The 21,585-nt window shown below is 63.3% G+C and carries 17 protein-coding genes; 7 read left to right on the top strand and 10 right to left on the bottom strand.

Annotation, left to right across the window (positions count from 1 at the left end):
* Positions 1-8: 8 nt before the first annotated feature.
* Positions 9-575: a dTDP-4-dehydrorhamnose 3,5-epimerase gene (gene rfbC / locus JHC99_RS02670; RefSeq protein WP_292151920.1), complete on the top strand. Its 567-nt coding sequence runs from the start codon at positions 9-11 to the stop codon at positions 573-575.
* Positions 572-1,435, top strand: coding sequence for a glucose-1-phosphate thymidylyltransferase RfbA (rfbA, locus tag JHC99_RS02665; RefSeq protein ID WP_292151945.1), 864 nt, complete (start codon positions 572-574; stop codon positions 1,433-1,435). Before rfbC ends, rfbA begins: the two co-directional genes overlap by 4 nt.
* Positions 1,436-1,450: 15 nt before the next feature.
* On the opposite strand, the gene JHC99_RS02660 is transcribed toward rfbA, so the two are convergent.
* A complete protein-coding gene (locus JHC99_RS02660; RefSeq protein ID WP_292151919.1) occupies positions 1,451-6,127 on the bottom strand; it encodes a glycosyltransferase in 4,677 nt (1,558 codons plus the stop codon).
* Positions 6,128-6,315: 188 nt separating this feature from the next.
* Here JHC99_RS02660 and gmd point away from each other — a divergent pair, with 188 nt between their 5' ends.
* The 3 genes from gmd (at position 6,316) to JHC99_RS02645 (ending at position 9,588) form a co-directional block, all read left to right on the top strand.
* Positions 6,316-7,299: a GDP-mannose 4,6-dehydratase gene (gene gmd / locus JHC99_RS02655; protein WP_292151918.1), complete on the top strand. Its 984-nt coding sequence runs from the start codon at positions 6,316-6,318 to the stop codon at positions 7,297-7,299.
* 2 nt (positions 7,300-7,301) lie between these two features.
* The gene (locus JHC99_RS02650) at positions 7,302-8,270 is read left to right on the top strand and encodes an NAD(P)-dependent oxidoreductase (protein WP_292151917.1); all 969 of its coding nucleotides are present in this window, start codon (positions 7,302-7,304) and stop codon (positions 8,268-8,270) included.
* 85 nt (positions 8,271-8,355) lie between these two features.
* A complete protein-coding gene (locus JHC99_RS02645; RefSeq protein WP_292151916.1) occupies positions 8,356-9,588 on the top strand; it encodes a hypothetical protein in 1,233 nt (410 codons plus the stop codon).
* Between the two features lie 21 nt (positions 9,589-9,609).
* Here JHC99_RS02645 and JHC99_RS02640 read toward each other — a convergent pair whose 3' ends face one another.
* Positions 9,610-11,790 (bottom strand): AGE family epimerase/isomerase, encoded by a 2,181-nt coding sequence (locus JHC99_RS02640; protein ID WP_292151944.1) that lies wholly within the window; start codon positions 11,788-11,790, stop codon positions 9,610-9,612.
* Positions 11,791-11,983: 193 nt separating this feature from the next.
* Between JHC99_RS02640 and JHC99_RS02635 the strand changes: the two genes are divergently transcribed.
* On the top strand, positions 11,984-12,985 hold the full coding sequence (locus JHC99_RS02635) for a phytanoyl-CoA dioxygenase family protein (RefSeq protein ID WP_292151915.1): 1,002 nt from the start codon (positions 11,984-11,986) through the stop codon (positions 12,983-12,985).
* Between the two features lie 15 nt (positions 12,986-13,000).
* On the opposite strand, the gene JHC99_RS02630 is transcribed toward JHC99_RS02635, so the two are convergent.
* Both JHC99_RS02630 and JHC99_RS02625 read right to left on the bottom strand, forming a co-directional pair.
* Positions 13,001-14,482, bottom strand: a complete 1,482-nt coding sequence (locus tag JHC99_RS02630; protein ID WP_292151914.1) for a carotenoid oxygenase family protein — start codon at positions 14,480-14,482, stop codon at positions 13,001-13,003.
* A gap of 177 nt (positions 14,483-14,659) precedes the next feature.
* A complete protein-coding gene (locus JHC99_RS02625) occupies positions 14,660-15,088 on the bottom strand; it encodes a DUF2141 domain-containing protein (protein WP_292151913.1) in 429 nt (142 codons plus the stop codon).
* Between the two features lie 249 nt (positions 15,089-15,337).
* Here JHC99_RS02625 and hslU point away from each other — a divergent pair, with 249 nt between their 5' ends.
* A complete protein-coding gene (gene hslU / locus JHC99_RS02620) occupies positions 15,338-16,639 on the top strand; it encodes an ATP-dependent protease ATPase subunit HslU (RefSeq protein ID WP_292151943.1) in 1,302 nt (433 codons plus the stop codon).
* Here the strand turns inward: hslU and JHC99_RS02615 are convergent.
* The 6 genes from JHC99_RS02615 to JHC99_RS02590 form a co-directional block, all read right to left on the bottom strand.
* Positions 16,636-17,448 (bottom strand): CatB-related O-acetyltransferase, encoded by an 813-nt coding sequence (locus JHC99_RS02615; protein WP_292151912.1) that lies wholly within the window; start codon positions 17,446-17,448, stop codon positions 16,636-16,638. The genes hslU and JHC99_RS02615 overlap by 4 nt on opposite strands.
* On the bottom strand, positions 17,445-18,140 hold the full coding sequence (locus JHC99_RS02610) for a hypothetical protein (protein WP_292151911.1): 696 nt from the start codon (positions 18,138-18,140) through the stop codon (positions 17,445-17,447). Before JHC99_RS02610 ends, JHC99_RS02615 begins: the two co-directional genes overlap by 4 nt.
* The gene (locus tag JHC99_RS02605; protein ID WP_292151910.1) at positions 18,137-19,672 is read right to left on the bottom strand and encodes an N-acetylneuraminate synthase family protein; all 1,536 of its coding nucleotides are present in this window, start codon (positions 19,670-19,672) and stop codon (positions 18,137-18,139) included. The genes JHC99_RS02610 and JHC99_RS02605 overlap by 4 nt, the downstream gene beginning before the upstream one ends.
* Positions 19,596-20,306: an inositol monophosphatase family protein gene (locus JHC99_RS02600; RefSeq protein ID WP_292151909.1), complete on the bottom strand. Its 711-nt coding sequence runs from the start codon at positions 20,304-20,306 to the stop codon at positions 19,596-19,598. The genes JHC99_RS02605 and JHC99_RS02600 overlap by 77 nt, the downstream gene beginning before the upstream one ends.
* Positions 20,303-21,112 (bottom strand): undecaprenyl-diphosphate phosphatase, encoded by an 810-nt coding sequence (locus tag JHC99_RS02595; RefSeq protein ID WP_292151908.1) that lies wholly within the window; start codon positions 21,110-21,112, stop codon positions 20,303-20,305. The genes JHC99_RS02600 and JHC99_RS02595 overlap by 4 nt, the downstream gene beginning before the upstream one ends.
* A 29-nt stretch (positions 21,113-21,141) precedes the next feature.
* On the bottom strand, positions 21,142-21,585 hold a 444-nt coding region (locus JHC99_RS02590; RefSeq protein ID WP_292151907.1), incomplete at its 5' end, for a citrate/2-methylcitrate synthase.

Genomic DNA, 21,585 nt, shown 5'->3' with positions numbered 1-21,585 from the left:
AGGGCGCAATGGACGTCGAACGATTTGATATACCGGGGCTGTTGTTGCTCACTCCCCCCAAATTTGGCGATCAGAGGGGCTTTTTTTCCGAAGTGTTTCGTCAGGATCGCTTCTCTGCGGCCGCCGGCGAGGTCAGTTTCGTCCAGGATAACGTGTCTCGGTCTGCGACCAAGGGCACAATTCGCGGCCTGCATTATCAGGCACCGCCATTCGAGCAGGGAAAGCTTGTTCGCTGCAGCGCCGGGAGGATTCTGGATGTGGCTGTTGATGTGCGCGAAGGGTCTCCGACTTATGGCCAGCATGTCGCCGTCGAACTTTCCGATGACAACTGGAAGCAACTTTGGGTTCCCGCCGGCTTCTTGCACGGCTTCTGCACCCTGACTGACGACGTTGAATTGAGCTACAAGGTAACCAATCTTTATAGTGGCGCTCATGATGGCGCGGTGGCGTTCGACGATCCGGACATCGGGGTCGATTGGCCCGTTACCCGTGACACCGCCGTGGTCTCCGCCAAGGATCTCGTCGCGCCCCGCCTGTCGGAGTGGACGACGCCGTTCACGGGCATGATCCGATGAAGGGAATTGTCCTGGCCGGGGGTTCGGCATCGCGCCTTCATCCGGTCACCCTCGGGATCAGCAAGCAACTGCTGCCGGTCTACGACAAACCGATGATCTACTACCCGCTGTCAGTTCTTATGATGGCGGGTATTCAGGACATCCTTATCATCTCCACCCCACGCGACATTCCCATCTTCGAGGCCATGATGGGTGACGGGTCGCAATGGGGCGTCAGGTTGCAGTACGTGATCCAGGACCAGCCACGAGGCCTCGCCGAAGCCTTCCTGCTGGGTGAGACATTCATTGACGGCGACAGCGTCTGTTTGGTCTTGGGCGACAACCTCTTCTACGGCGTCAACCTTGAGGGTTTGCTCGCCAACGCCGGCGCGCGTGAGACTGGCGCGACCGTGTTTGCACAGCAGGTTATAGACCCTCATCGCTTCGGCGTCGTTGAGTTGGATGAAAGCGGTCTCGCTCTTCATCTGGAGGAGAAGCCCGCCAATCCGCGTTCGAACTGGGCTGTTACGGGCCTCTACGTCTACGACGCTTCGGTCGTCGAAATCGCCAAGGCAGTGAAGCCGTCACCGCGCGGCGAACTGGAAATCACTGACGTCAACCAGGCCTATCTGGACCGCGGAGACCTCTACGTTCAGCGTATGGGCCGTGGCTATGCGTGGCTGGACACCGGCACGCATGAGTCCCTGCTTGAAGCGTCGGAGTTCGTTCGCGCCATCGAACATCGCCAGGGCCTCAAGATTGCGTGTCTCGAGGAGATCGCGTTCCACAAGGGCTGGATCGACCGCAACGGGCTCCTGTCCCGTGGTCAACTGATGAAAAACTCGGCCTACGGTCAGTATCTGATCAGCTTGGCAAATTGATCGATTGCCAAGCCTTCAGGGGCGACGCCCGGGTCGTATCTCAGCGCAGATCTGTTCCAGTCGCTGGGCCATGGCCTGTCCTCGAGCCTTCAACGAGGCCTTCTCCGCTACGTCCAGTTTTGCCTGGGTGACTTTCGAAAGCGATGCCTGCGGCGATGCGGTCAGAGAGCGCATGGCCTCGGCAACGCTTTCGATTGACGGCCTGGCCCAGACTGATCCCGGCCAGTAGCCCGTCGCTGCGGCAGCCACTTGTTCGATTTGATAGTCGACGAGCCACGCCGAGCGCGACGAAAGCATGTCTGCATGTCCGGAGTACGCCATTGCGACGATGGGCTTGCCTCGTCCCATGGCGGCAAGGACATTTGAGTTCCAGCCCGACGTCCGATCCAATGCGAGATAGGCGTCGCAATTGTCCAGGTTCGTGTAACGGTCTCGAGAATCCAGGGTCGCGGTCACTATCTCAACGGCCGCGCCGCCTGCTTCGCAACGCAGTTCCGACAGCAGAGCTGGCGCGTTGCCGAGGCTTGACGCATCTATCGTCAACGATACCCCGCTCTCCGGGCCGAACGCGCTTTTGAACGCTCGAATCGCATCGATTGCACCACTTTGAGCAAACAATTCAGCACTTCCTGCATCTGCAAGAAAGACGAACCGCTCATGCGAGTCCAGACGCGGAGACGATACCATCACTTGGCCTGGAGGCAGGACGCAAACAGGTAGCCCAAGACGTTCCCTTAGCCGCCTAGCCGCGTGTTCGGTCGTAGTCCAAATCTCGTTCAGATCCCGAGCAGCCTCTATCCAGGACGGTGGGATAATATCGAAGGGCCAGGGCCAGTAACCAATACGATAGGTCCGACGACGCCGCGGCGCGAGGCCGGCACGATCATAGATGTCGTCAAGCCCTTCGTCAGGCCTGGCGAACAGAATCGTGATGTCATGCAACTCCATGTCCAGATTTGGCATGGCGTCGCTGCGGGGGCCGCCCACGTCCCGTCGGCTGGTGCTGACGTTCGCCACCAGCAGACTTTCGGCTACCGCGTCGGCTGGATCTGACGACCCGATAAGATTTACGCCCCCCGCCGCCAGATCTCGCGCCAGGCGATCTCGGGCGGTTGCTCCGCGAACATCCGTAAGAAACCCGGTCGCGTCGCTTTCCCCATCAAGGAAGGTCAGAAACGCCAGTGCGCTTTGCGTTTCATCGAAAGCCGCCGGGAACCGGCGTTGCCACGCCTCTTCAGCGTCGTAGGCCATTCTGACCCGTGTTTCCGCTGAGGTGCTCATGGCCCAAAGTGAAGGCTCAGCCCAGATTTCGTGAAGATCGTACGTGACAGTCAGCCAGGCCGCTAAGCTATCAGCGCCCCTCGGCGTCAGGGCATCCGGAAACCTGGCTTGCCAGGAGGGTGTCAGCCGCCAGGTCGTGGAGATTGACTGATCAGACAACTCTGCGGACCAGAGACCCCACCACCAGACCTCCTCCGTCCTGATACCGTGTCCACTACGGCCCGCGTTGAATAGCCAAGCCAGGAAGTCTCTGCGCCCACCGGGGGTCAGACCCAAGGGAGCTGTCCGGCGAGCTTCGGCGTCATCGCGCCACACAGCGAGCGGACGTTGCCACAACTGCGCATCGAACGTCTTGATCATAACGTCGCTGGTCAGCAGCCCTTGGTCGACAAGCCAGCGGGCGAACTCACCAGTCTTGCCACTGGACAGAGCGTCGGGAAAGCGCTTCCGATTGACGGGATACAAGAGCAGTTGGTCCAGAGTTACACGGGACGCGGACCAAAGGTCGACGGCTGAGCCTACCTCATGGGCGCGCCATTTGATGCGCTCGGGAGGAACACCGGCGGCCAACGCGATTTCGCCGACATTGGCGACATCGATCCGACTGGCTTTCGGGGCGCTTCGCCGCGCAGCATCAATGGCGGCAAGCAGGCAAGCCTGACCTGTCGGGGCGTCAGCAGCCGATACCGTTGGGAAAGATATCCGTGGATCCAGTTCCGGATGATGAAACGGATCCTCGGTCACACCCATCTGCTGGATGTCGAAAGCCAGTCGGACGATGTCTTCCGGGGGGTTGCTTCGGCCGCGCGTGGCACCTTCATGATGAACCAGCGCAGCCTTCGGCGCGTAGGCGATACGATAGCCAGCCTGCCAGATCCGCAAGCACAGGGCGACGTCGCTGTTGGCGATTCTGTAGGTCTCGTCGTAGCGGCCGACCTGCTCGAAAACCTCACGTCGAACCAGCTGGCAGGCCCCCATCACAGCAAGCCAATTGCGGGGGACATCCGGCGACCCGAAGACGCTCCACTGTCCGCGCCCTCCTCCACGGAACATCAAACCGCACAGATCAACGCCGAGAGCTGCCCCAGCGTGCTGCAGTTCGCCGCCCGGATAGAGAAGCATGGCACCAACGATGCCAACCCCGGGTCGCGTAGCGAAGCGAACCAGTTCGTGAAGCCAGTCGGGCGAGATTATCTCGATGTCATTGTTGAGGAACAGAAGTAGCTCCCCGCTGGCTGCCGCCGCCCCGGCGTTGCAGGCTGCCGAATAGTTAAACGTCTTGTCGTGGCGGACCACACGGGCGGTACCGGACTCTTCTAGCGCTTCCAGATAGGTGAGGGCGTCGATGTCAGCGGACAGATTGTCGACGACGATGACCTCCAGATCGGGATAGTCGGTGCCGCACTGCAATCCGTCGATGACGCGGCGAAGCAGATCTACACGGTCGCGCGAGGGGATGATGACCGATACTCGGGGCGCGTCGATGACCGGCCAGGTGGCGTCCAGGGCACCGTCCGGTCGCGTGAAAACGCTGACATCCTTTCCCTGCTCGCGCCAGTATCGGCTGAGCACGGCGCGAAAATCGACTGAGCGGGCACTTGATGCGATGGGTCTGTCGAGATCCGTGAAACCAGTCCTCGTGCAAAGTACGCGGGGCAGGCGCCGGATCGAGCAAGTCTCCGCGCCGAAGCGCAACGCCAGATCCCACTCCGCGGCTTCGCCGGCTTCCGCTCGAAAGCCGCCTAATGCCAGAGCTTCGGTTCTCCGCAGTGCACATAGACGGCCGAAGTAGTTGTAAGAACTGAGCAGCTCTGGCGACCAACCCGGCTTCAGAACGAGGTCAGGTTCACCTGACCTTGGATGCAGGCATTTTTCATCCGTGTACAGGACGCTGGCCCGGTCGTAACGCAAGGCATCGGCAAGAGCCTTCAAGGCATCAGGTGCCAGCACATCTCCCGCATCAAGGACAAAGACATACTCGGCATCAGCCCGTTCAAGCAGCGCGCCCAGTCTTTGACCCCGACTCTGCGAGGTGCAACCGACCACCGCAACGCCTTCGCCAACGTCTAGCCCGACGACCGAAGAATCGACCGCCAGAATGGCCTTCCATCGACCGATTTCCTGTTTCCTCAGGCGTTGAAGTGTGGCGGCCAGATGGACGGGATCGGCATTCCACCCGTCGATCAAGACATCGAAAGTGATCAGGCCTCCAGGCGCGACCGGGTTCTCGAACTCAGGCGCACGGGGATAGCGGCCATCTTGCCAGCCGAACGCGATGAAATGTTTCAGTGCATCCGAATGAGCGAGTGCAGCGTCCGGATTGTCCTTCACATAGAAGGTGGGCTCGAAGACCGGGCTTTGCCAGTCGTCATGGGCACGAGCGTAACGGATATAGGCTTCCAGCTGACCATGGCCCGCCCCGGACGGGCGGGACTGTTCGTAGGCATGAGGGTCAAACCCGGGACTGGGCCAGAAGCCACGCGCCTCTCCGTGTTCAAAATAGTGCTGCAGGGGGATTTCCCCCGCCGTCAGAAAACCGCCATACGTCCGGCGATACCAGCGCGTCGAAAAGTAAGGACCGGGGTCTCGGTCGAGAACCGCGCCATGCAATACATAGTGGGTAAAGGGTAGCAGGTCGGACCCCGCTGCATCAGGATACCGAGACCGATACCAGTCGGCGTCAAACACCGGAGATCCCGCCAGTCGATCTGCAAACGGCCCCGCCGGCAGGGGCAACCGGCCCTCGCTTCTGCCCTTGTGGAGATAATGGGTAAGTGCCCCCGGCGCCCCTTCGAGGCCTCCGACCAGCTGATCCACATACCATACTGCGTCAAAGGCTGGAGAGGGTGACAGACCGGCCGGTTCACCGACCGCAAGAAAGTGAGCGAGAGGATCTGCTGGGACTTCGCCTTCCGGTTGCTGGCTCGCGTACCAGTCGGCATCGAAAAGGCCAGAGTAGTAGACATCAAGCGCCGTTAGGCCTGACCAAATGGGTTCCACCGGCTTGTCATCCGCCGGTGCAAAAACACCTGCAACTGCCCCAATAACCGCGTCCGCTGACCCTTGACGATCGGGAGCTCGACGGGTGGCAGCGCTCTTGTCCAGCGCGGGCGGCAGTATCGAAATTCCCTTCGATTTGCCGACCGCCAGATAGTGAGAAACGGGTCCCATGGCATTGCCTAGTCCGCCCTCCAATTGCGCGACGTACCATTCTGGGTCGAACTTGGCCGACGGAGCGCGACGCTCAGCGTCACCGACAGCGATAAAGTGAGCAAGCGCATCCTCACCGGCGTCGTCATAGTGGGCGCGGTACCAATCGTCGTCGAAAAGCCCGGACAGAAAAAGAGCTTCTGCATTGAGCGACGGCGGTGGCACTCTATCCGATGGGCCACCCACAACCTTCACGGTCACGCCTTCATCCTGCTGGTACGTCCCAGAATCATGCCACCGCTTCCTGTGGATCCTCACGCCCGACTTAAGGTGGAGCCCTTGAGGTGACAACAAATATCGCAATGCGGCACGCGAGGGCAGGCAAAAGGTTGTGCAACGAAGGCCGCCTTGCTACGGGCGGTGAGGTTTGAACTGAGAGAAGAATAAGAATGGGACGGATCGCGTTGGTGACCGGCGTCACCGGTCAGGACGGAGCCTACCTCTCCCAGTTGTTGCTCGGCGAAGGCTATGAGGTTCACGGTCTGGTACGCCGCAGCAGTCATGCGGAGGTTCACAGCCACCGCCTGAACTGGCTTGGCATCGCCGGAGACGTTAAGTTCCATGACGGCGACATGGGGGACCTGTCGAGCCTGATCAGGATCATGCGGACGGTCAAGCCGACCGAAATCTACAACCTTGCCGCTCAGTCTTTCGTCGCCGCCTCGTGGCAGCAGCCGATACTGACCGGAAACGTCACGGCCTTGGGTGTCGGAAACATTCTGGAAGCGGCGCGCCTCGAAAGCCCCGACGCGCGCTTCTATCAAGCCTCTTCGTCCGAAATGTACGGCATGATCCAGGAGCCGATGCAAAAGGAAACGACACCTTTCTATCCGCGTAGCCCCTACGCTGTCGCCAAACTCTATGGGCATTGGCTGACTGTGAACTATCGCGAGAGCTTCGGCCTCCATGCTTCCAGCGGCATACTTTTCAACCATGAGTCTCCGCTCCGCGGCCTGGAGTTCGTGACGCGAAAAGTCACCGACGGCGTTGCGCGCATCAAGCTTGGCAGGGCCAAGGATCTCCAACTCGGCAATCTGGACGCCAGCCGCGATTGGGGACATGCCAAAGACTATGTCCGGGCGATGTGGCTGATGCTTCAACAGGACAAGGCTGATGACTATGTCGTATCGACCGGCCTGACCTTCACGGTGCGACAGCTTTGCGAGACCGCCTTTAGCCATGTCGGCTTGAACTTTGAAGACCACGTCAAGATCGCCGACGCCTTCAAGCGCCCAGCCGAAGTCGAGCTTCTACTGGGTGACTCGAGCAAGGCTCGCGAAAAACTTGGCTGGACGCCGGAGATCACATTCGAGTCGATGATCGCAGAAATGGTAGAAGCCGACATCGCGCGTCTACGCAACGGCGCTCACTGAACATGCCTCCCTCGGTCCTGCTGACCGGGGCATCCGGCTTTATTGGCCAGCGTCTGCTGCCGCGATTGCGCCAAGCCATGCCAGAGGCAATCATTCATGCGGTGGGTGGTCGAGATTCTCACTCAGCAGCCTATGATGGCGTCCATTCGGTCAATCTGGACCTGAACGATCGGCAGGGTATCCAGGATCTTGCTCGTTCGACCCGGCCTGATGTCGTCCTCCATCTCGCGGCACAATCGAGCGTGGCCAGTTCGCTGTCCTCGCCCTGGAGTGGCTGGCGAACCAATCTATTCGGAACGCTCGAACTCGCCGAAGCCGTCAAAGAGGTTCGGCCCGACGCGACACTCCTTTTCGCTTCGACGGCCGAAGTCTACGGCCGCGCGTTTTCATCCGAGGAGACCCTGACTGAGGACAGCCCGCTGGCGCCTGCCAACCCCTATGCCCGCAGCAAGGCCGCCTGCGAGTATGCCCTGCAAGACTTGTGGGACAAGGATGGGCGATTGATCGCGCTACGCATCTTCAACCACATTGGGCCAGGACAGGACGAACGCTTCGTAGCTTCTGCATTTGCGGCTCAGATTGCGCGCATCGAGCATGGGCTTCTTCCACCTGTGATCAAGGTGGGCGACCTTACGGTGGAACGCGACTTCGGAGATGTGGATGACCTCATCGACGCGTTTGTGGCCGTTCTTTCGGTACGGAATGGCCTTCCTGCTCGATCCACGTTCAATGTCTGCGCCGGACATCCGGCACCAGTTCAAGGATTGCTCGACGGATTGATCTCTCTCTCTTCGGCCACGCCGCGCATCGAGATCGATGCAGACCGCCTGCGACCCGGCGAGTTGCGTCGTGTCTCCGGTTCGAACGCCGCCCTGAAAGCGGCCACAGGCTGGACTCCCCGACGCCAACTGCCAGAGACCCTGGAAAAGTTGTTGACCTACTGGCGCGGAGTGGTCGCCCAGCAAGTCTAGGTCAAAACGGGAACGGCACCCTAGCTCGGTTTCAACCAAAGCTATTCGACGACCAAATCTCGCGGCCTTTGAAACCGGACCACCGATGCGGATATTGTTCTACATTGAGCCTGTCATTTATCACCGGGACGCCCTCTTCCTTTCGCCGCACTGCAACTTCGTCCGCTGCATCATAAACGCTAATGGCGATCCTGGTGTCACCTATGCTCTTGCCACCAGCCCGTGGCTGATCCGCGAGTATCTGGCTCAGGTCGAGGCGCACGGCGGTACGGCAGACATCGAGTTTTTTGAAATCGATCCGGTCGCACTGCTAGCGCCGTTTGATTTCGAAACCCGTGACTACTCACGCGACATGTTTGGCGATACCCTGGCGAATGGCCCGATGTTGAGCGCCCTGCGGGATTTGCGACGGAGTTTCGACGCCGACGTCGTGATTTGCGGAACGGACAATCCCTATATCCGTCAAGTGTTTGACGATCGATTGGTACTCCATCACGACCTGTCGCACATCCGTCGGCGCGACGGGCAATATAATACGTTTCTCGACGGATGCGGCCTGAGCGCGACAAGCGTTCTCAATGTCGCCAAGACCGAAATCCTGAGTGAAAACGTCGCCTCCGAAGTCCTTACATCGCTCACGCTGAGACATACCGACATGGTGTTCAACTCAGCCGGTGCCTCCGAAAAGCGCTCCGCGTTCCAAGCGTGGCGAAAGCATCAGGGACTTGCGGACACAGGCTTGGCACTGATTGCGCTGCAACATGCCGATCTGCTGGGCGTCGAGGGCTCCTGCAACGGGAAAAGCGCATCCAGTGTCCTGATGAGCTCGATATCGGCATTGCCGCCGGGATGGGTCGGGGTCGCGTCATACCATCCAGGCGATCCGTCGCTGAGAGCCGTCGCACCCTTCCTGACCGACTGCATGGATCAAATGGTGCAGCCACCACTCGAACTGTTCAGCCACGGCTCCGACCCGCTTGTTCCCGCATTCGACGCCGTCGTCACAGTATCGTCCAAAGTAGGTTTGATGGGCCTGCTTGCGGGCAAGCCGGTGGTATCGCTGGGTCAGTCAGCCTATCACCGATACTGTGTGCGCGAGGCGAAGGACCTGAACGACGCCCCGACATTGGACGCAGCTGATATCGGCAGGCTCATCCGGTTCATGAGCAACCGCTACTACTGGACGTTTTCCGAACTCTTTCAATCGAACGGCTTCGTGTTGTCGGCGTTGAGGAACATGAGCCGTTACGCATCGGTCAAGGATTACCACTTGGATTTCTCGACCTGGTCCCCTGACCGACTCGAGCGTCTTGCCTGACGGGCCTCGCCGGGGCCTCGATCAGGCTAGATCGAGGGCGTCCAGACCGGCCTCCTCACTATCGGCCAGCTGACGGAAAGCCGCCATGATATGGTAGAAGGAACTGGCCGGCGCAGGTTCTTCTATGAATGATCGATCAGGCAAACGCTTGTCGTGCCACAAGCCATCGTCGGTCAGATAGAACCAGAGCGCGCGCTGAGCCGCAGCAGCGTCTTCGAGATACGCGCGATGTTCGGCGTCCTGACTGGCATCCGCCAGGATCAGGGCGGCCTTCAGCCACTCGGTCTGTGGCCAAAGACGCGCCCGACGGCTGCGAATGGTTCCGTCTTCGTTCAACCCATCGACAGCGACCGCCAAGCTTTCAACCACACCGTTGACGCCATGTCCGTACAGGGTGCGAGCGACGGCCATGGCTCCGGCATCACCGCGAGCGCGCGCGTAACGTGCCATGAGCCAGGCCCATTCAAACTGGTGGCCGGGTTCGACCAGGCGACCGGCCTCGCCGGCTGCCGGTGACCAATCCGCTGCAAAAAACTCGCGCAGGAAGCCACCCTCTGAATCGATGAAGGTTGTACGGGCCAAGGCAACCACCTGGTCGGCAAGCTCTGCCCAGGCCTTGTCGCCGCCGACTTCTTCCCAGGCCAGACACGCCTCGAGCAGATGCATGTGGCAGTTGGACTGATAGGCGTCATCTCCACTCTCGATGAGCGCGCCGTTGGCCAGAGCCCGGCCGCGAAGCGCATCCCGGATAGTAACCGCCCGGGTTTCCAGGCTGGCGTCCGCACTTCCCGCCGCCTTCGCCATGGCGAGGGCGAACATCACGAAAGCCTGGTCGTAAACCATCGCGGTTTCATCCAGCGGGGCGCCTTCGGCCGTCAACAGCGTGCGGCATAGTCCGTCATTGCGCAGGTAGTCCGAGATCAGACGCTCGACCCCTGTGTCGACTGCCCGCCGCCACGGCCCTTGCCACCCCATCAACCCGGCCTGAGCGTAAACATAAATCTGCCGGGCCTGAACGCGGGCTCGGCGCGACGTGGCCACAGGCCGGCCATCCAGGCTGATGACCTCGGCGAACACACCGTCTTGCGACTGACCCAGCGTGGCCCAGGTCGGCAGGGCGCGTACGCGGAGCCAGTCGGCGAACCGTTTTGCACCTTCACCCAGTCCTTCGGGAACAGGTCGCAGGAAGTCGAGATGCTGGGGCGAGGTGATTTTCAGCCTCTCCACGATCTTCTTCACGTCTTGAGACCGCGACAGATCACAGACCAGGACCGCGTCCCTCTCAGCAATGATGGCTAGGTTCCGTACACCCAGCGCCGCGATCATGATTCCGTCGGACGAACGGGCCAAACATCCTTCGGCGTCCTCGAAGATGTGCTGCCCGGTATCCCCCTCGCCACTTGCTGCGATCGCGTCCCATGCACCCAGGTCAGACCATGCAAAATGCACCTCAAGCACGGACGCCAGCCGGGTCTTCTCCATCAAGGCGTAGTCGATGGATATCTTGGGCGCGCTGCTGAAAGCCTCCGTGAGAACCTCGACAGATTGACCATTCGCCACCGGCAGGGCGGCGCGCACCGCCTGCTCGACAGCCGGGGCGTGAATGGCCATCTCTGACAGCAGTGTCTGGGCAGCGACGACAAAGTTGCCGCTGTTCCATAAGTAGCCAGCGGCGATGTACTCGGCGGCAGTCGGAGCATCGGGCTTTTCAATGAACCGATCGACGTCAGACAGTCCGTGGCCCGAAGGCTTGATATAGCCATAAGCCGACGAGGCCTCTGTCGGCGCAACGCCAAGCGTCACCACCCGGCCAAGCCGCGCGCTTCCGGCGGCCACCCGAACGGCCTCCTGGAAGCTGGAATTATCCGTGATGTGATGGTCGGACGCGACGAAGGCGTTCACTCCCTCGGGGTCCCTGATCTCCGTCCATGCCGCCGCTGCGGCCATGGCTGCAGCCGAGTCCCGCGCCTCGGGCTCAAGCAGAACGTGTGCCCCGATCCCCAGTTCTTCGAGCTGCTCCACGATCCATGAGCGGTGACTGACTCCCGCAACTATGATCAACTGGCTGCCGTCAGAGACAAGGGGCTCGACCCGTAGCACGGTCTCTTGGAAGAGCGACCGATTACCCGCCAACGGTATGAATTGTTTCGGCTTCGACGGTCGCGACGCCGGCCACAAACGGGTCCCAGACCCACCGCACATTATCACGGGATAAATCTTCATCGGCTGCTACTTAGACCAGCGATCGGTCGTTTCAAAGCGCTCTCATGCTGACGGGAGAATCGAGCAGTCCTAGCGCGCGAGACGCATCATCTGATCGGATCGAAGGACGCCAATCGCCTTGCTCGCTCAGATCGAGCGAGCTACCAACGCAGCGACCGCCTGGAGCCGCCCGATGAGCAATACCGTGTACCACTCCAAGCATGGCGGCATGTGGATTGACGCCGAGGACTGGCGCGAGCGCCTGGCCGATCGCCATCTTTCCCAAGAGGACAAGGATCGTTTGGAGCGCTTTGTCCGGGACGGATATATAATCCTGGAGCAAGCAGCATCGCCGGAGGCGGTTGATGCTTTCCAGGCCGAAATCGCGCGATCGTTCCGCTTCGGGAATCCTGACGTTCTGTTTCAATCACACGGCAGTCAGGAGACCCTGCCTTTGACCGAGGCTGTCGATCGGTTGGGGAGCCGGGTGGTTGACGCCTATGTTCCCCTAAGACAGGCGTTGGACCTCTTCAGTTCACCTGAGCTCGTTCGGTTTCTGCGTCTTATCTTCGATGAAGATCCGTTGCTGTTCCAAGGTTTGAATTTCGACCAGGGGTCGCAGCAGGGCCTGCATCAAGACACGGCCTATGTCGTGCTCAATCGGCCGATGGAGTTGGCGGCCTGCTGGATCGCGCTTGAAGATGTGCAGGCCGGATCCGGCGAACTGATGTATTCGCCGGGTTCACACCGGCTGCCCGATTGGGACTTTGGGCCGGATCGCAAGCACTGGGATCGCAGCGTTGACGGTGATGCGACCCATGACGAATGGAGCCAATTTCTTCGGTCGAAAGCGGAGGCCAGCGAACACGGCATTCAGACCTTTCTGGCTCGTAAGGGCGACATCCTCGTGTGGCACGCCGACCTCGCCCATGGCGGCTCGCCGGTCACACGACCCGAACTGACCCGACAGAGCCTGGTCGGTCACTTCTGCCCCTTGAGCGGTCGACCCCGATACTTCGACTACGGTCCCATCCGCCACACCGTGAGGCGCTGGGGATCGATCGCCTATTCGAGCGGTCACTACGATCTAGCTCTGCGAGACGCACCCGAACCGGTGGCTCTTCCGGAAGGAGCCTCGTCGAGCCCGCACATTATGGCCGATCCAGAAGCGGCGTCTTCGACCAATCTCCTCTAGCCGGAAGCGGGACAGTCAACCCCGCCAAGCCCCGTGAAATCCCGCCGGCAGCGCCACATCGGCGGCCCAGGTCACCAGCGGCCCGTCGGACACATTCCCTGCGTCGAACGCATGCAACTGGGTGACGCCCGCCCCCAGGTCGATGGACGGCACGATCAGCCAGGCGTCGCGTTCGCGGGTCCCGCCCGGACGGGGCACGAACACCGCCTCCTCGACCACGTGACCGGTGCCGAAGTGGAAGGCGTCGGCGCGCCCCGTCGACCAGTCCTGGACCGCCAGGCCAGTCGGCAGGGGCCGGCCCGTCGTCTCGCCGGCGGTGTGGACAGTCAGGCTGCGTCTCAGCCCGGCGAACCGGGGGTTGGCTTGGGGGAACTCGCCCGTCATCCCGCTCGACACCATCTCGGCCCGCCCGTCGGCGTGCAGGGTGACCAGGGCCAGCTTGGTCGGCTCGCCGGGCACTCGGCCACGCCCCTCGACCAGAACCCGGGCCCCCTCGACCGCGAACTCGATGTCCTTGCCAGCGGCCACATCGAACTGGATCGTGCCGTCGCTGTCGGCCCAGGCGTCGCCCAGGTGGAAGAAGGAGAAGGTCGGCAGTTCATAGACCCGGCTGCGGGTCAAGTCGGCCTTGTCCAGCACCACCACCTGCGTCCCCATCTCGGGCCGCCAGCCGAACTGTGTCGTGAACGGCATGCCGTTGCGCTCGTGAATCCATGGCTGGAGCACGAAGATCAGGTGCCGGTCGGTCGCCGTAAAATCATGGAAATAGCTGGCCCGCGGCAGCGTCACGACCTGGGCCTCGATCAGGTCACCGCCCATGTTCAGGTGCCAGACGATGACCTGCGCCCCGTTCGCTCCGACGTTCCAGACGGTGCCGTCGGGATCGAACCGGGGATGGGCCTGGAACGGCATGCCCTTCAGGTCGGGCTTCAGGGTCACATACTGTTCCGTGGCCAGGGTCTCGGCGTCCATCTGCAGTGGCGACCCGCCCTCCCACAGGGCCCAGACCTTGTCGCCCGCCACCATGACGGCGGTATTGGCGCAGTTGGCGTCATCGACCGAATCGATCCGGGCACCGGTGCGGCCGGGCGTGCCGAAACCGGGGGTGACCACGGCGTCGAGCTCGGTCTCGGTGCGGCGCTTGTTGGTGTCGGCGAACCGGGCACGCAGGGTGACCTGACCGCCAGCGATGTCGAAGGACCGCATCAGGCCGTCGCCGTCGAACCAGTGGGTGGCCGATCCGCCCGCGCGGCGGAACTTGCCGGGGCCGTTGCGGAACAGCGTCCCCTCCAGCCCGGCCGGGGCACGTCCCCGGATGCGGCGCATAGCCCGGGGCGCAACGTCCGCTTCCAGATCTCGCGTCGCCAAGGCCCAGTCGGCGGCCCCGGCGTCATCGGCGACGTTCAGGGCGGCGGCCGCGCGCGCCATCTCGGGCGTGACGACGGCGGCGGAGAGGGCGGCTGCGCCCATCAGGATGTTGCGGCGGGTGGCGGTCATGGCAGGGGGTCCAAATCTTGTGGGTGTGTCTCCCTCCCCCGCGGGGGAGGGTGGTCGAAGCGCAGCGAAGACCGGGCGGGGTGGGCAAGGCGAGTTCCGCGCTCGATTGCCTTGCCGCCCCACCCGGCGGCTGCGCCGCCTGCCCTCCCCCGCAGGGGGAGGGAGAAGTCCGTGCCTTCAGCGCAGCACGATCGTCTGGGTCACCGGACCCGAGGCGGCAAAGTGGGCGGCGTCCCAGCGGGCCGGCCCCATGTTGCCACGCGCATTGTTGGAGAAGGCGAAGGGCTCGGTCGGCATGCCGAACGGGTTGGTGTTCATCTTCCCGTCGCCGTCGACGTCGTGAAAGCTCTTGGCCGCATAGTCGCCAGCGGGCAGGTCGGCGAATGTGGCGCTGTGCTGGCCCGCCCCGACATCGACCATGGCCTGGGCTACCGGCGCACCACCGGAATAGGCGGCTTCGGAGTTGTACAGCACCACCATCACCTTGCCGGTCGTGGCGGCGGTGTCGAAGTCCAGGGTGATGGTGGTGGGGGCGGCCGTCTCTGCAAGAGCGGGGGCCGAAACCAGCAGGGCGGCGGCGAGGGCGGCGGAAGCGAAACGGATCATGACGGGCATCCTTGTGAAGAGCGGTGTGGAGGAACCCGACCGCCGGGCTCCGATGTCCCGACCATCCCCCCGCCTTCGACGCGCCGCCACCGGACTTGCGGCGATGACCGGCCCGGCTTCGTGAACGGCGGTGCCTGTCCGTTCGCGAAACGCCGATGAACACCTCCGATCGCGAACGGCGCGCCGTTGGACAGGCTGCGATGACCCTGCCCCCTCCCGCAGGACGCATCGGTGCCCTATCTGATCGTCATGACCGATCTGTCTCCCCGCGAAATCGTCTCCGAACTCGACCGCTTCATCGTCGGCCAGCACGACGCCAAGCGCGCCGTCGCCGTGGCCCTGAGGAACCGCTGGCGTCGCAAGCGCGTGCCGGCCGACTTGCGTGACGAGGTCACGCCAAAGAACATCCTGATGATCGGCCCCACCGGCGTGGGCAAGACCGAGATCGCCCGGCGCCTGGCCCGGCTGGCCGGCTCGCCCTTCCTCAAGGTCGAGGCCACGAAATTCACCGAGGTCGGCTATGTCGGTCGCGACGTCGATCAGATCATGCGCGACCTCGTCGAGGCCGCCCTGATCATGGTCCGCGACCAGAAGCGCACCGGCGTCCGCGCCAAGGCCGAGGCGGCCGCCGAAGACCGCATCCTCGATGCCCTGGTCGGTCCCGGCTCCGGCCCCGCCACCCGCGACCGTTTCCGCAAGAAGCTCCGCTCCGGCGAGATGGACGACAAGGAGATCGACATCGAGATGGCCGATGCGGCTCCCACCCTGCCCGGTCTCGACATGGGCGGCGGCGGCAATGTCGGCCTGATCAACCTGTCCGAGATGCTGGGCAAGATGGGCGGCGGGCGGACCCGATCAGTCAAGACCACGGTCAAGGACGCCGTCGCCCCCCTGATCACCGAGGAGAGCGACAAGCTTCTGGATCAGGAGAGCCTGACCCGCGAGGCCGTCGATCTGGCCGAACAGGAAGGCATCGTCTTCCTCGACGAGATCGACAAGGTCGCGGGGCGGCAAGACCGGGGCGGTGCCGATGTGTCACGCGAAGGGGTCCAGCGCGACCTGCTGCCCCTGATCGAGGGCACGACCGTCTCGACTAAATACGGACCGGTGAAGACCGACCACGTGCTTTTCATCGCCTCGGGCGCCTTCCACGTCGCCAAGCCCAGCGACTTGTTGCCCGAGCTTCAGGGACGGCTGCCGATCCGCGTCGAGCTCAAGGCCCTGACCCGCGACGACTTCGTGCGCATCCTGACCGAGCCCGAGGCCAATCTGATCCGCCAGAACCAGGCCCTGCTGGCGACCGAGGAGGTGACCCTGATCTTCACCCTAGACGCCGTTGAAGCCATGGCCGACGCCGCCGTCGCCGCCAATGGCGCGGTCGAGAACATCGGTGCTCGCCGCCTGGTCACCGTGATCGAGAAGGTGCTGGAGGAGACCAGCTTCAAGGCCTCGGACCTGTCGGGCCAGACCCTGACCTTCGACGGCGATCAGGTCCGCGAGAAGGTCGGCGACCTGGCCCGCAATGCCGACCTCAGCCGGTTCATTCTCTAGCCCAGCGTCACCGTGTCCGGTCTCCACGGCTCCAGACCCGCTTCGACGCGGGCGATCACGCCATCGGCGAAGGCCAGCGGATCCGTACGGTCCAGGCCATCGAACGCGAACCAGGCGTAGTCCCACCAGCGTGAGGCCTTCAGCCGCGCGACGGTTTCGGCCGGGAACCGCTGGCGGATGGGCCGGGCCGGCACGCCACCGACGATGGTCCAGGGCTCGACATCTCGCGTGACCACGGCGCCGGTGGCGATGACGGCACCCGTCCCTATCGTGATCCCCAGGCCGAGCGCGACCTGATCGCCGATCCAGACGTCGTGGCCGATGACCGGATACTCCAGCCCCTGTCTCGAGGCGAAGGGTTTCGGCTCGAACCCCGCCCCCGCCTCGGCCGCAACGGCGTCCAGCGCATCGCGCAGCGGCGGTACGAACGGCGTGTCGGTGGGCTTGAAAAACGCCACCGACGTCGAGACCCAGTCGGTCGGATGAGCGAAGTCGATGAACCTCAGACCCCACCCGATCGAGCAGTACCGCCCCACGCTCAGCCCGGCCGGCAGCGGCGAATGCGAATAGGAGGCCGCGCCCATCGTGCACAGCCCGCCCGGCTGCGCCCACCGGCTCGGCGCATAGGGCCCGCCATAGAAGGCGCAGGGGCCCTCGATCGTGATCGGCCCCGCGATGCGGATTGCCTCGAGACCGGCCAGCCAGCCCCCACCCGCGGCGACCTCGTCACGGTCATAGGAGAACAGTACCCGCGCCTGCCGGAACCGCTCCAGCAGGTCCGCGTCCACGACGATGTCGGTGCCAATCATCCGCCGAACCGTTTGGCGTAGAAGAACTGCGCCATCTCGAACTCGTCCATCGTGTCGATGTCCAGGCCCTCGATGGGATCGGTGACCAGGAAGCCCGGCCTGTCACCGACCTGGAACCGATTGCGGATCATGTCGCCCTTGCGCGCCAGCCACAGCGCGCAGTTCATCTGGTAAAGCGGCTTCAGCAACTGGCTGTAGCTGGCCCACACCCCCCATTGATAGTTCACCGGCAGGAAGTCGGCGTTCAGGAAATAATGCTGCTGGCGGGTCACCGACATGATGCTGTCGACAGTGCCCCTGCCGTCGACGGCGGGCGTCCCCAGCATGGCGATGGCTTCGCTGTAGCGGGTGAACAGCGGATTCGTCAGGGGGGCCCAGGCGACCTGGTTCTCGGACGGAACGGGCGCCTGTTCCAGGACCCCGCACAGCACCTCGGACCATGGCGTGGTGTCCAGCGTCAGCCGGGGGTCGCGCGGCAGGAAGATAGCACCGTTGGCTTCGGCGACATCCCGCGCTGCCTCGACGTCGCTGGATACATAGATGGCGCTGATTTCCGGAACGGCGCGAAGCTGCTCCAGCTTGATCTCCAGCATCGACCGCTCGCCGTGAAAGGGGCGGAAATTCTTGTTCGGCACCCGTCCGGACCAGCCCTTGGCCGGCACGATGGCGATGACGTTCGACGTTTCGCTCATGCGCTGACCGGCCAGTATTTGTGATGCTCGCTGTCGGTGATCGCCTTGCTCTCCTGGCCGACGATCCGTTCGGCCTGACGGATGTGATCGACATAGTCCTTGAAGTCCGGCGTGGTCAGGTCGACCGCCACTGCGTCGAAATGGGCCCAGTCGGTGTTGCCCAGCTTGACGTGTTTCTCGACCATCCGCGCGCCCGCCGCGACCGCGAGCGCCGAGGCCATCCAGCCGAAGTCGTGACTGGAATAGCCCGGCACGATGCGGGGGTCGGTCCGCGAGAGCTCGTGATAGTGGCGCACGACCCCGATATTGCAGTCTTCGGCCCGGGTCGGATAGGCCGAGTTGGCCTGCATCAGCACCAGCCGCTCGCACCGGGTGAAGGTCTCCAGCACCCAGTCCTCATAGGCCTGATCGGTCATGCCGGTCGACAGCACGATGGTCCCCTCGTACGACCCCGCCACCGCCGCCAGAAAATCCCGGTGTTCGGAGATGGTGGAAGGCAGCTTGACCATCGCCGGCTCCAGCGCCGCGATCAGATCGAACGACGGCCTGTCGAGCACCGAGGCGAACCACCCCAGACCCAGCTCTGCGCACATTGCCGCCACGAACTCGAAGTCGTCGCGGTCGAGTTCCAGCTGTCGTCGATAGTCTCCGAACGTCTTGCCGAACGGTGACGCATAGGGTGCCGCCAGTTGCTCGGCGCTGTAGAAGCTGTCGACGTCGCGCTTCTGAAGCTTCACATAGTCCGCGCCCGCTGCCCGTGCCGCCCGGATCATGCGCTCGAGCCTGAGCCGATCGCCGAAATGGTTGGTCGTCAGTTCGGCCACCACAGCCACCCCGGAACCTGCCGGCCGGTCCTGATCGGCACCGCCGCCGAACGCGTGGTTCAGCTCGGTCGGCGACAGGGCGCTGAAGCTCTTGGCACCCACGTGCCGGACGTCCAGTTCGGAGCCCTTCAGCACATAGAGGGCGTTCAGGAAGAAATACTCCTGCATCCCGAACACCAGTCGCCGCTCTTCGTCGACCGCATGCGAGAAGTCGGCACCGATCCGCCCGGAATAGGCATGGCCGGCGTCGTACTGGAAATCCAGCCCGACCATATAGACCGTCTGGGGCCGACCCCGTTGCGCCGCGACCCGCCGCGCGATCTGCAGAGCGGTGATGAAAAGAATGTCCTCGATCTGCAGCTGTCCGGCCTGGAACCGCTGCATCATCAGGTCGCTGGATTCCTGGCTCAGCGGCGCATGATCCAGCCGGATGACCGTGCGGTTCAGTGCCGTCATCGAAGTCGAGGTGACATAGGCCCGCGACTTGAAGCCGTTGTCGGCGACGCTCTCGGCCACCCAGCCGTCATGGAAGACGCTGATATCGACCGGCGCGATCCGCTCTGCGTCGTTCAGGCCGATGACCAGGGCGCCGGAGAATATCCGGGGGTCGATCTGGTCGACCGACGGGCCCTTACCCAGGATGAAGATCGTATCGGTGGCGTATGTCGAAGCGATGTCGGCGATCAGGCTCGAGATAGGATCCGTCATAGGGTCGCCCCTCCACCGTCACGTCGCATCCGTGCTCCTTGGCCAGCATCAGCCCGGCCATCACGTCCCAGCTCTTGGCACCCTTTGGGTTGGCGAACCGCGCCAGCGACCCGCGCACCACATTATACAGATTGTAGACCGCGCACCCCAGGATTCGCGCCTCCCCTGCCCCGACCAACTGCTGGGCCAGTTCCGGCGTGATCGAGGACGAAAAGCCGGTGATCCGCGAGGCGTGCCGCTCGATCGGCTCCCCCGTCATCATCCGCTCGCCCAGTTCGGGCAGCAGCAGCAGGCTTCCCTCGTGACCGCCGTCGCGCCACAGCGACAGGGACACGCCCCACTCCTTGAGGCCAGAACAGAAGTTTTCCGTGCCGTCGATCGGATCGAGCACGGCGGTCCAGGACGCCGCGCCGACGGCAGCCGCCACATCATAGCTCTCCTCGCCGACCAGGTTGATCGACCCCAGCCGCCCCTCCAGCAGGGCGTGGATTTCGCGTTCAAGACGCACATCGGCGTCGGTCACCGGGCTGCCGTCCGGCTTCCAGGTCACAGTCCGGCGCTGGGCCAGGATGGCGGGGAGGTCCGCCATGACGTGAGCGCAGACGGCCTCCAGCACGGGCCGGACGGTGCTCATCCGATCAGGCCGGCTTGCAGCAGCGCCAGTCCCACGGCCCCCACCGCGATCCGCCACCAGGCGAACGGCGCGAAGCCATGTTTGGTCACGAAATCCAGCATCGTCTTCACGATGATCAGCCCACTGACGAAGGACACCACAAAGCCGATGGCGATCAGGGTCAGGACGTCGCCGGTCAGCATTTCGCGACTTTCCCAGAAATCCAGGCCGAACGCGCCAACCATGGTCGGGATCGCCAGGAAGAACGAAAACTCCGCCGCAGCCCGCTTGTCCACGCCCAGCAGCAGGCCGCCGACGATGGTGGCCCCGCTGCGAGACACGCCCGGGATGATCGAAAGACACTGGAACAGGCCGACGCCCAGCGCGGTCTTCGCCGAAAACTTCATCGCGTCATGCTCGCGCGGCTGCGGCGCCCACCGCTCCAGAGCGATCAGGGCGATGCCGCCCACGATCAGGCTGACGCAGACCACGGTGGGATTGAACAGCACCGTCTTGATGAAATCGTGGAACAGCAGGCCGATGAGGGCCGACGGGAAAAACGCCAGCAGGACCGAGATCGCGAACCGCCGCGCCGCCGGATCCTTGCCGGGCAGCCCCAGCAGCACCTTCCAAAGTCGCCCGAAATACAACGCCACGACCGCCAGGATGGCCCCCAGCTGGATCATGACGATGAAGGTGTCCCACTTGTCGCCCTGCAGCCCAAGAACGCTCTTGGCCAGCAACAGATGGCCCGTCGAGGACACCGGAATGAATTCCGTAAGCCCCTCGACCAGACCCAGGATGATCGCCGCCAGCCAGTCCGCCATGAACCCCTCAGGTTATCGCCGGGGTCGCCTCACTGCGCCGTCGGTCTCGGCCCCACATAGCGCAACCGCGCCGCGATAGGCGAGCCGTCGATGACCTGATCCAGTGCATGACCGAGCAAGCCGACCAGCCGCCCGATCAGCATCAGGTCCGCCGCCGCATCGCGGGGCAGGTCCAGCCGCCGCGCCAGCAGGGCCAGGGCCAGGTTCAGAGTGGGGCTGCGCCCCGACGCCGCCTCGCCCTCTCGCGCCACCGCCGCCAGATCGGCAGGCAGGGCCGAGGCCGCCAGCAGCGCCGGCCCGCGCGGATCGCCGTCGGGCCACAGCGGGTCGAAGAACCCGGGAAGTGTCCCCTCGGCCGCTCGACGCTTCGACACTCCGGCCGGATCGCGCCGGGCTTCGTGGACATGGGCGATGGCAGCGATCAGATCGGCCTGTTCGGTCGATCCCGCCGTCGCCACCAGACCCGCCAGCGC

Origin of the sequence: Brevundimonas sp. (assembly GCF_016463485.1) — a bacterium.
In the GTDB taxonomy this organism is placed as follows: Bacteria; Pseudomonadota; Alphaproteobacteria; order Caulobacterales; family Caulobacteraceae; genus Brevundimonas.
The sequence above is the reverse complement of the archived record's forward strand: the minus strand, read 5'-3'. Positions and strand labels throughout refer to the sequence as shown.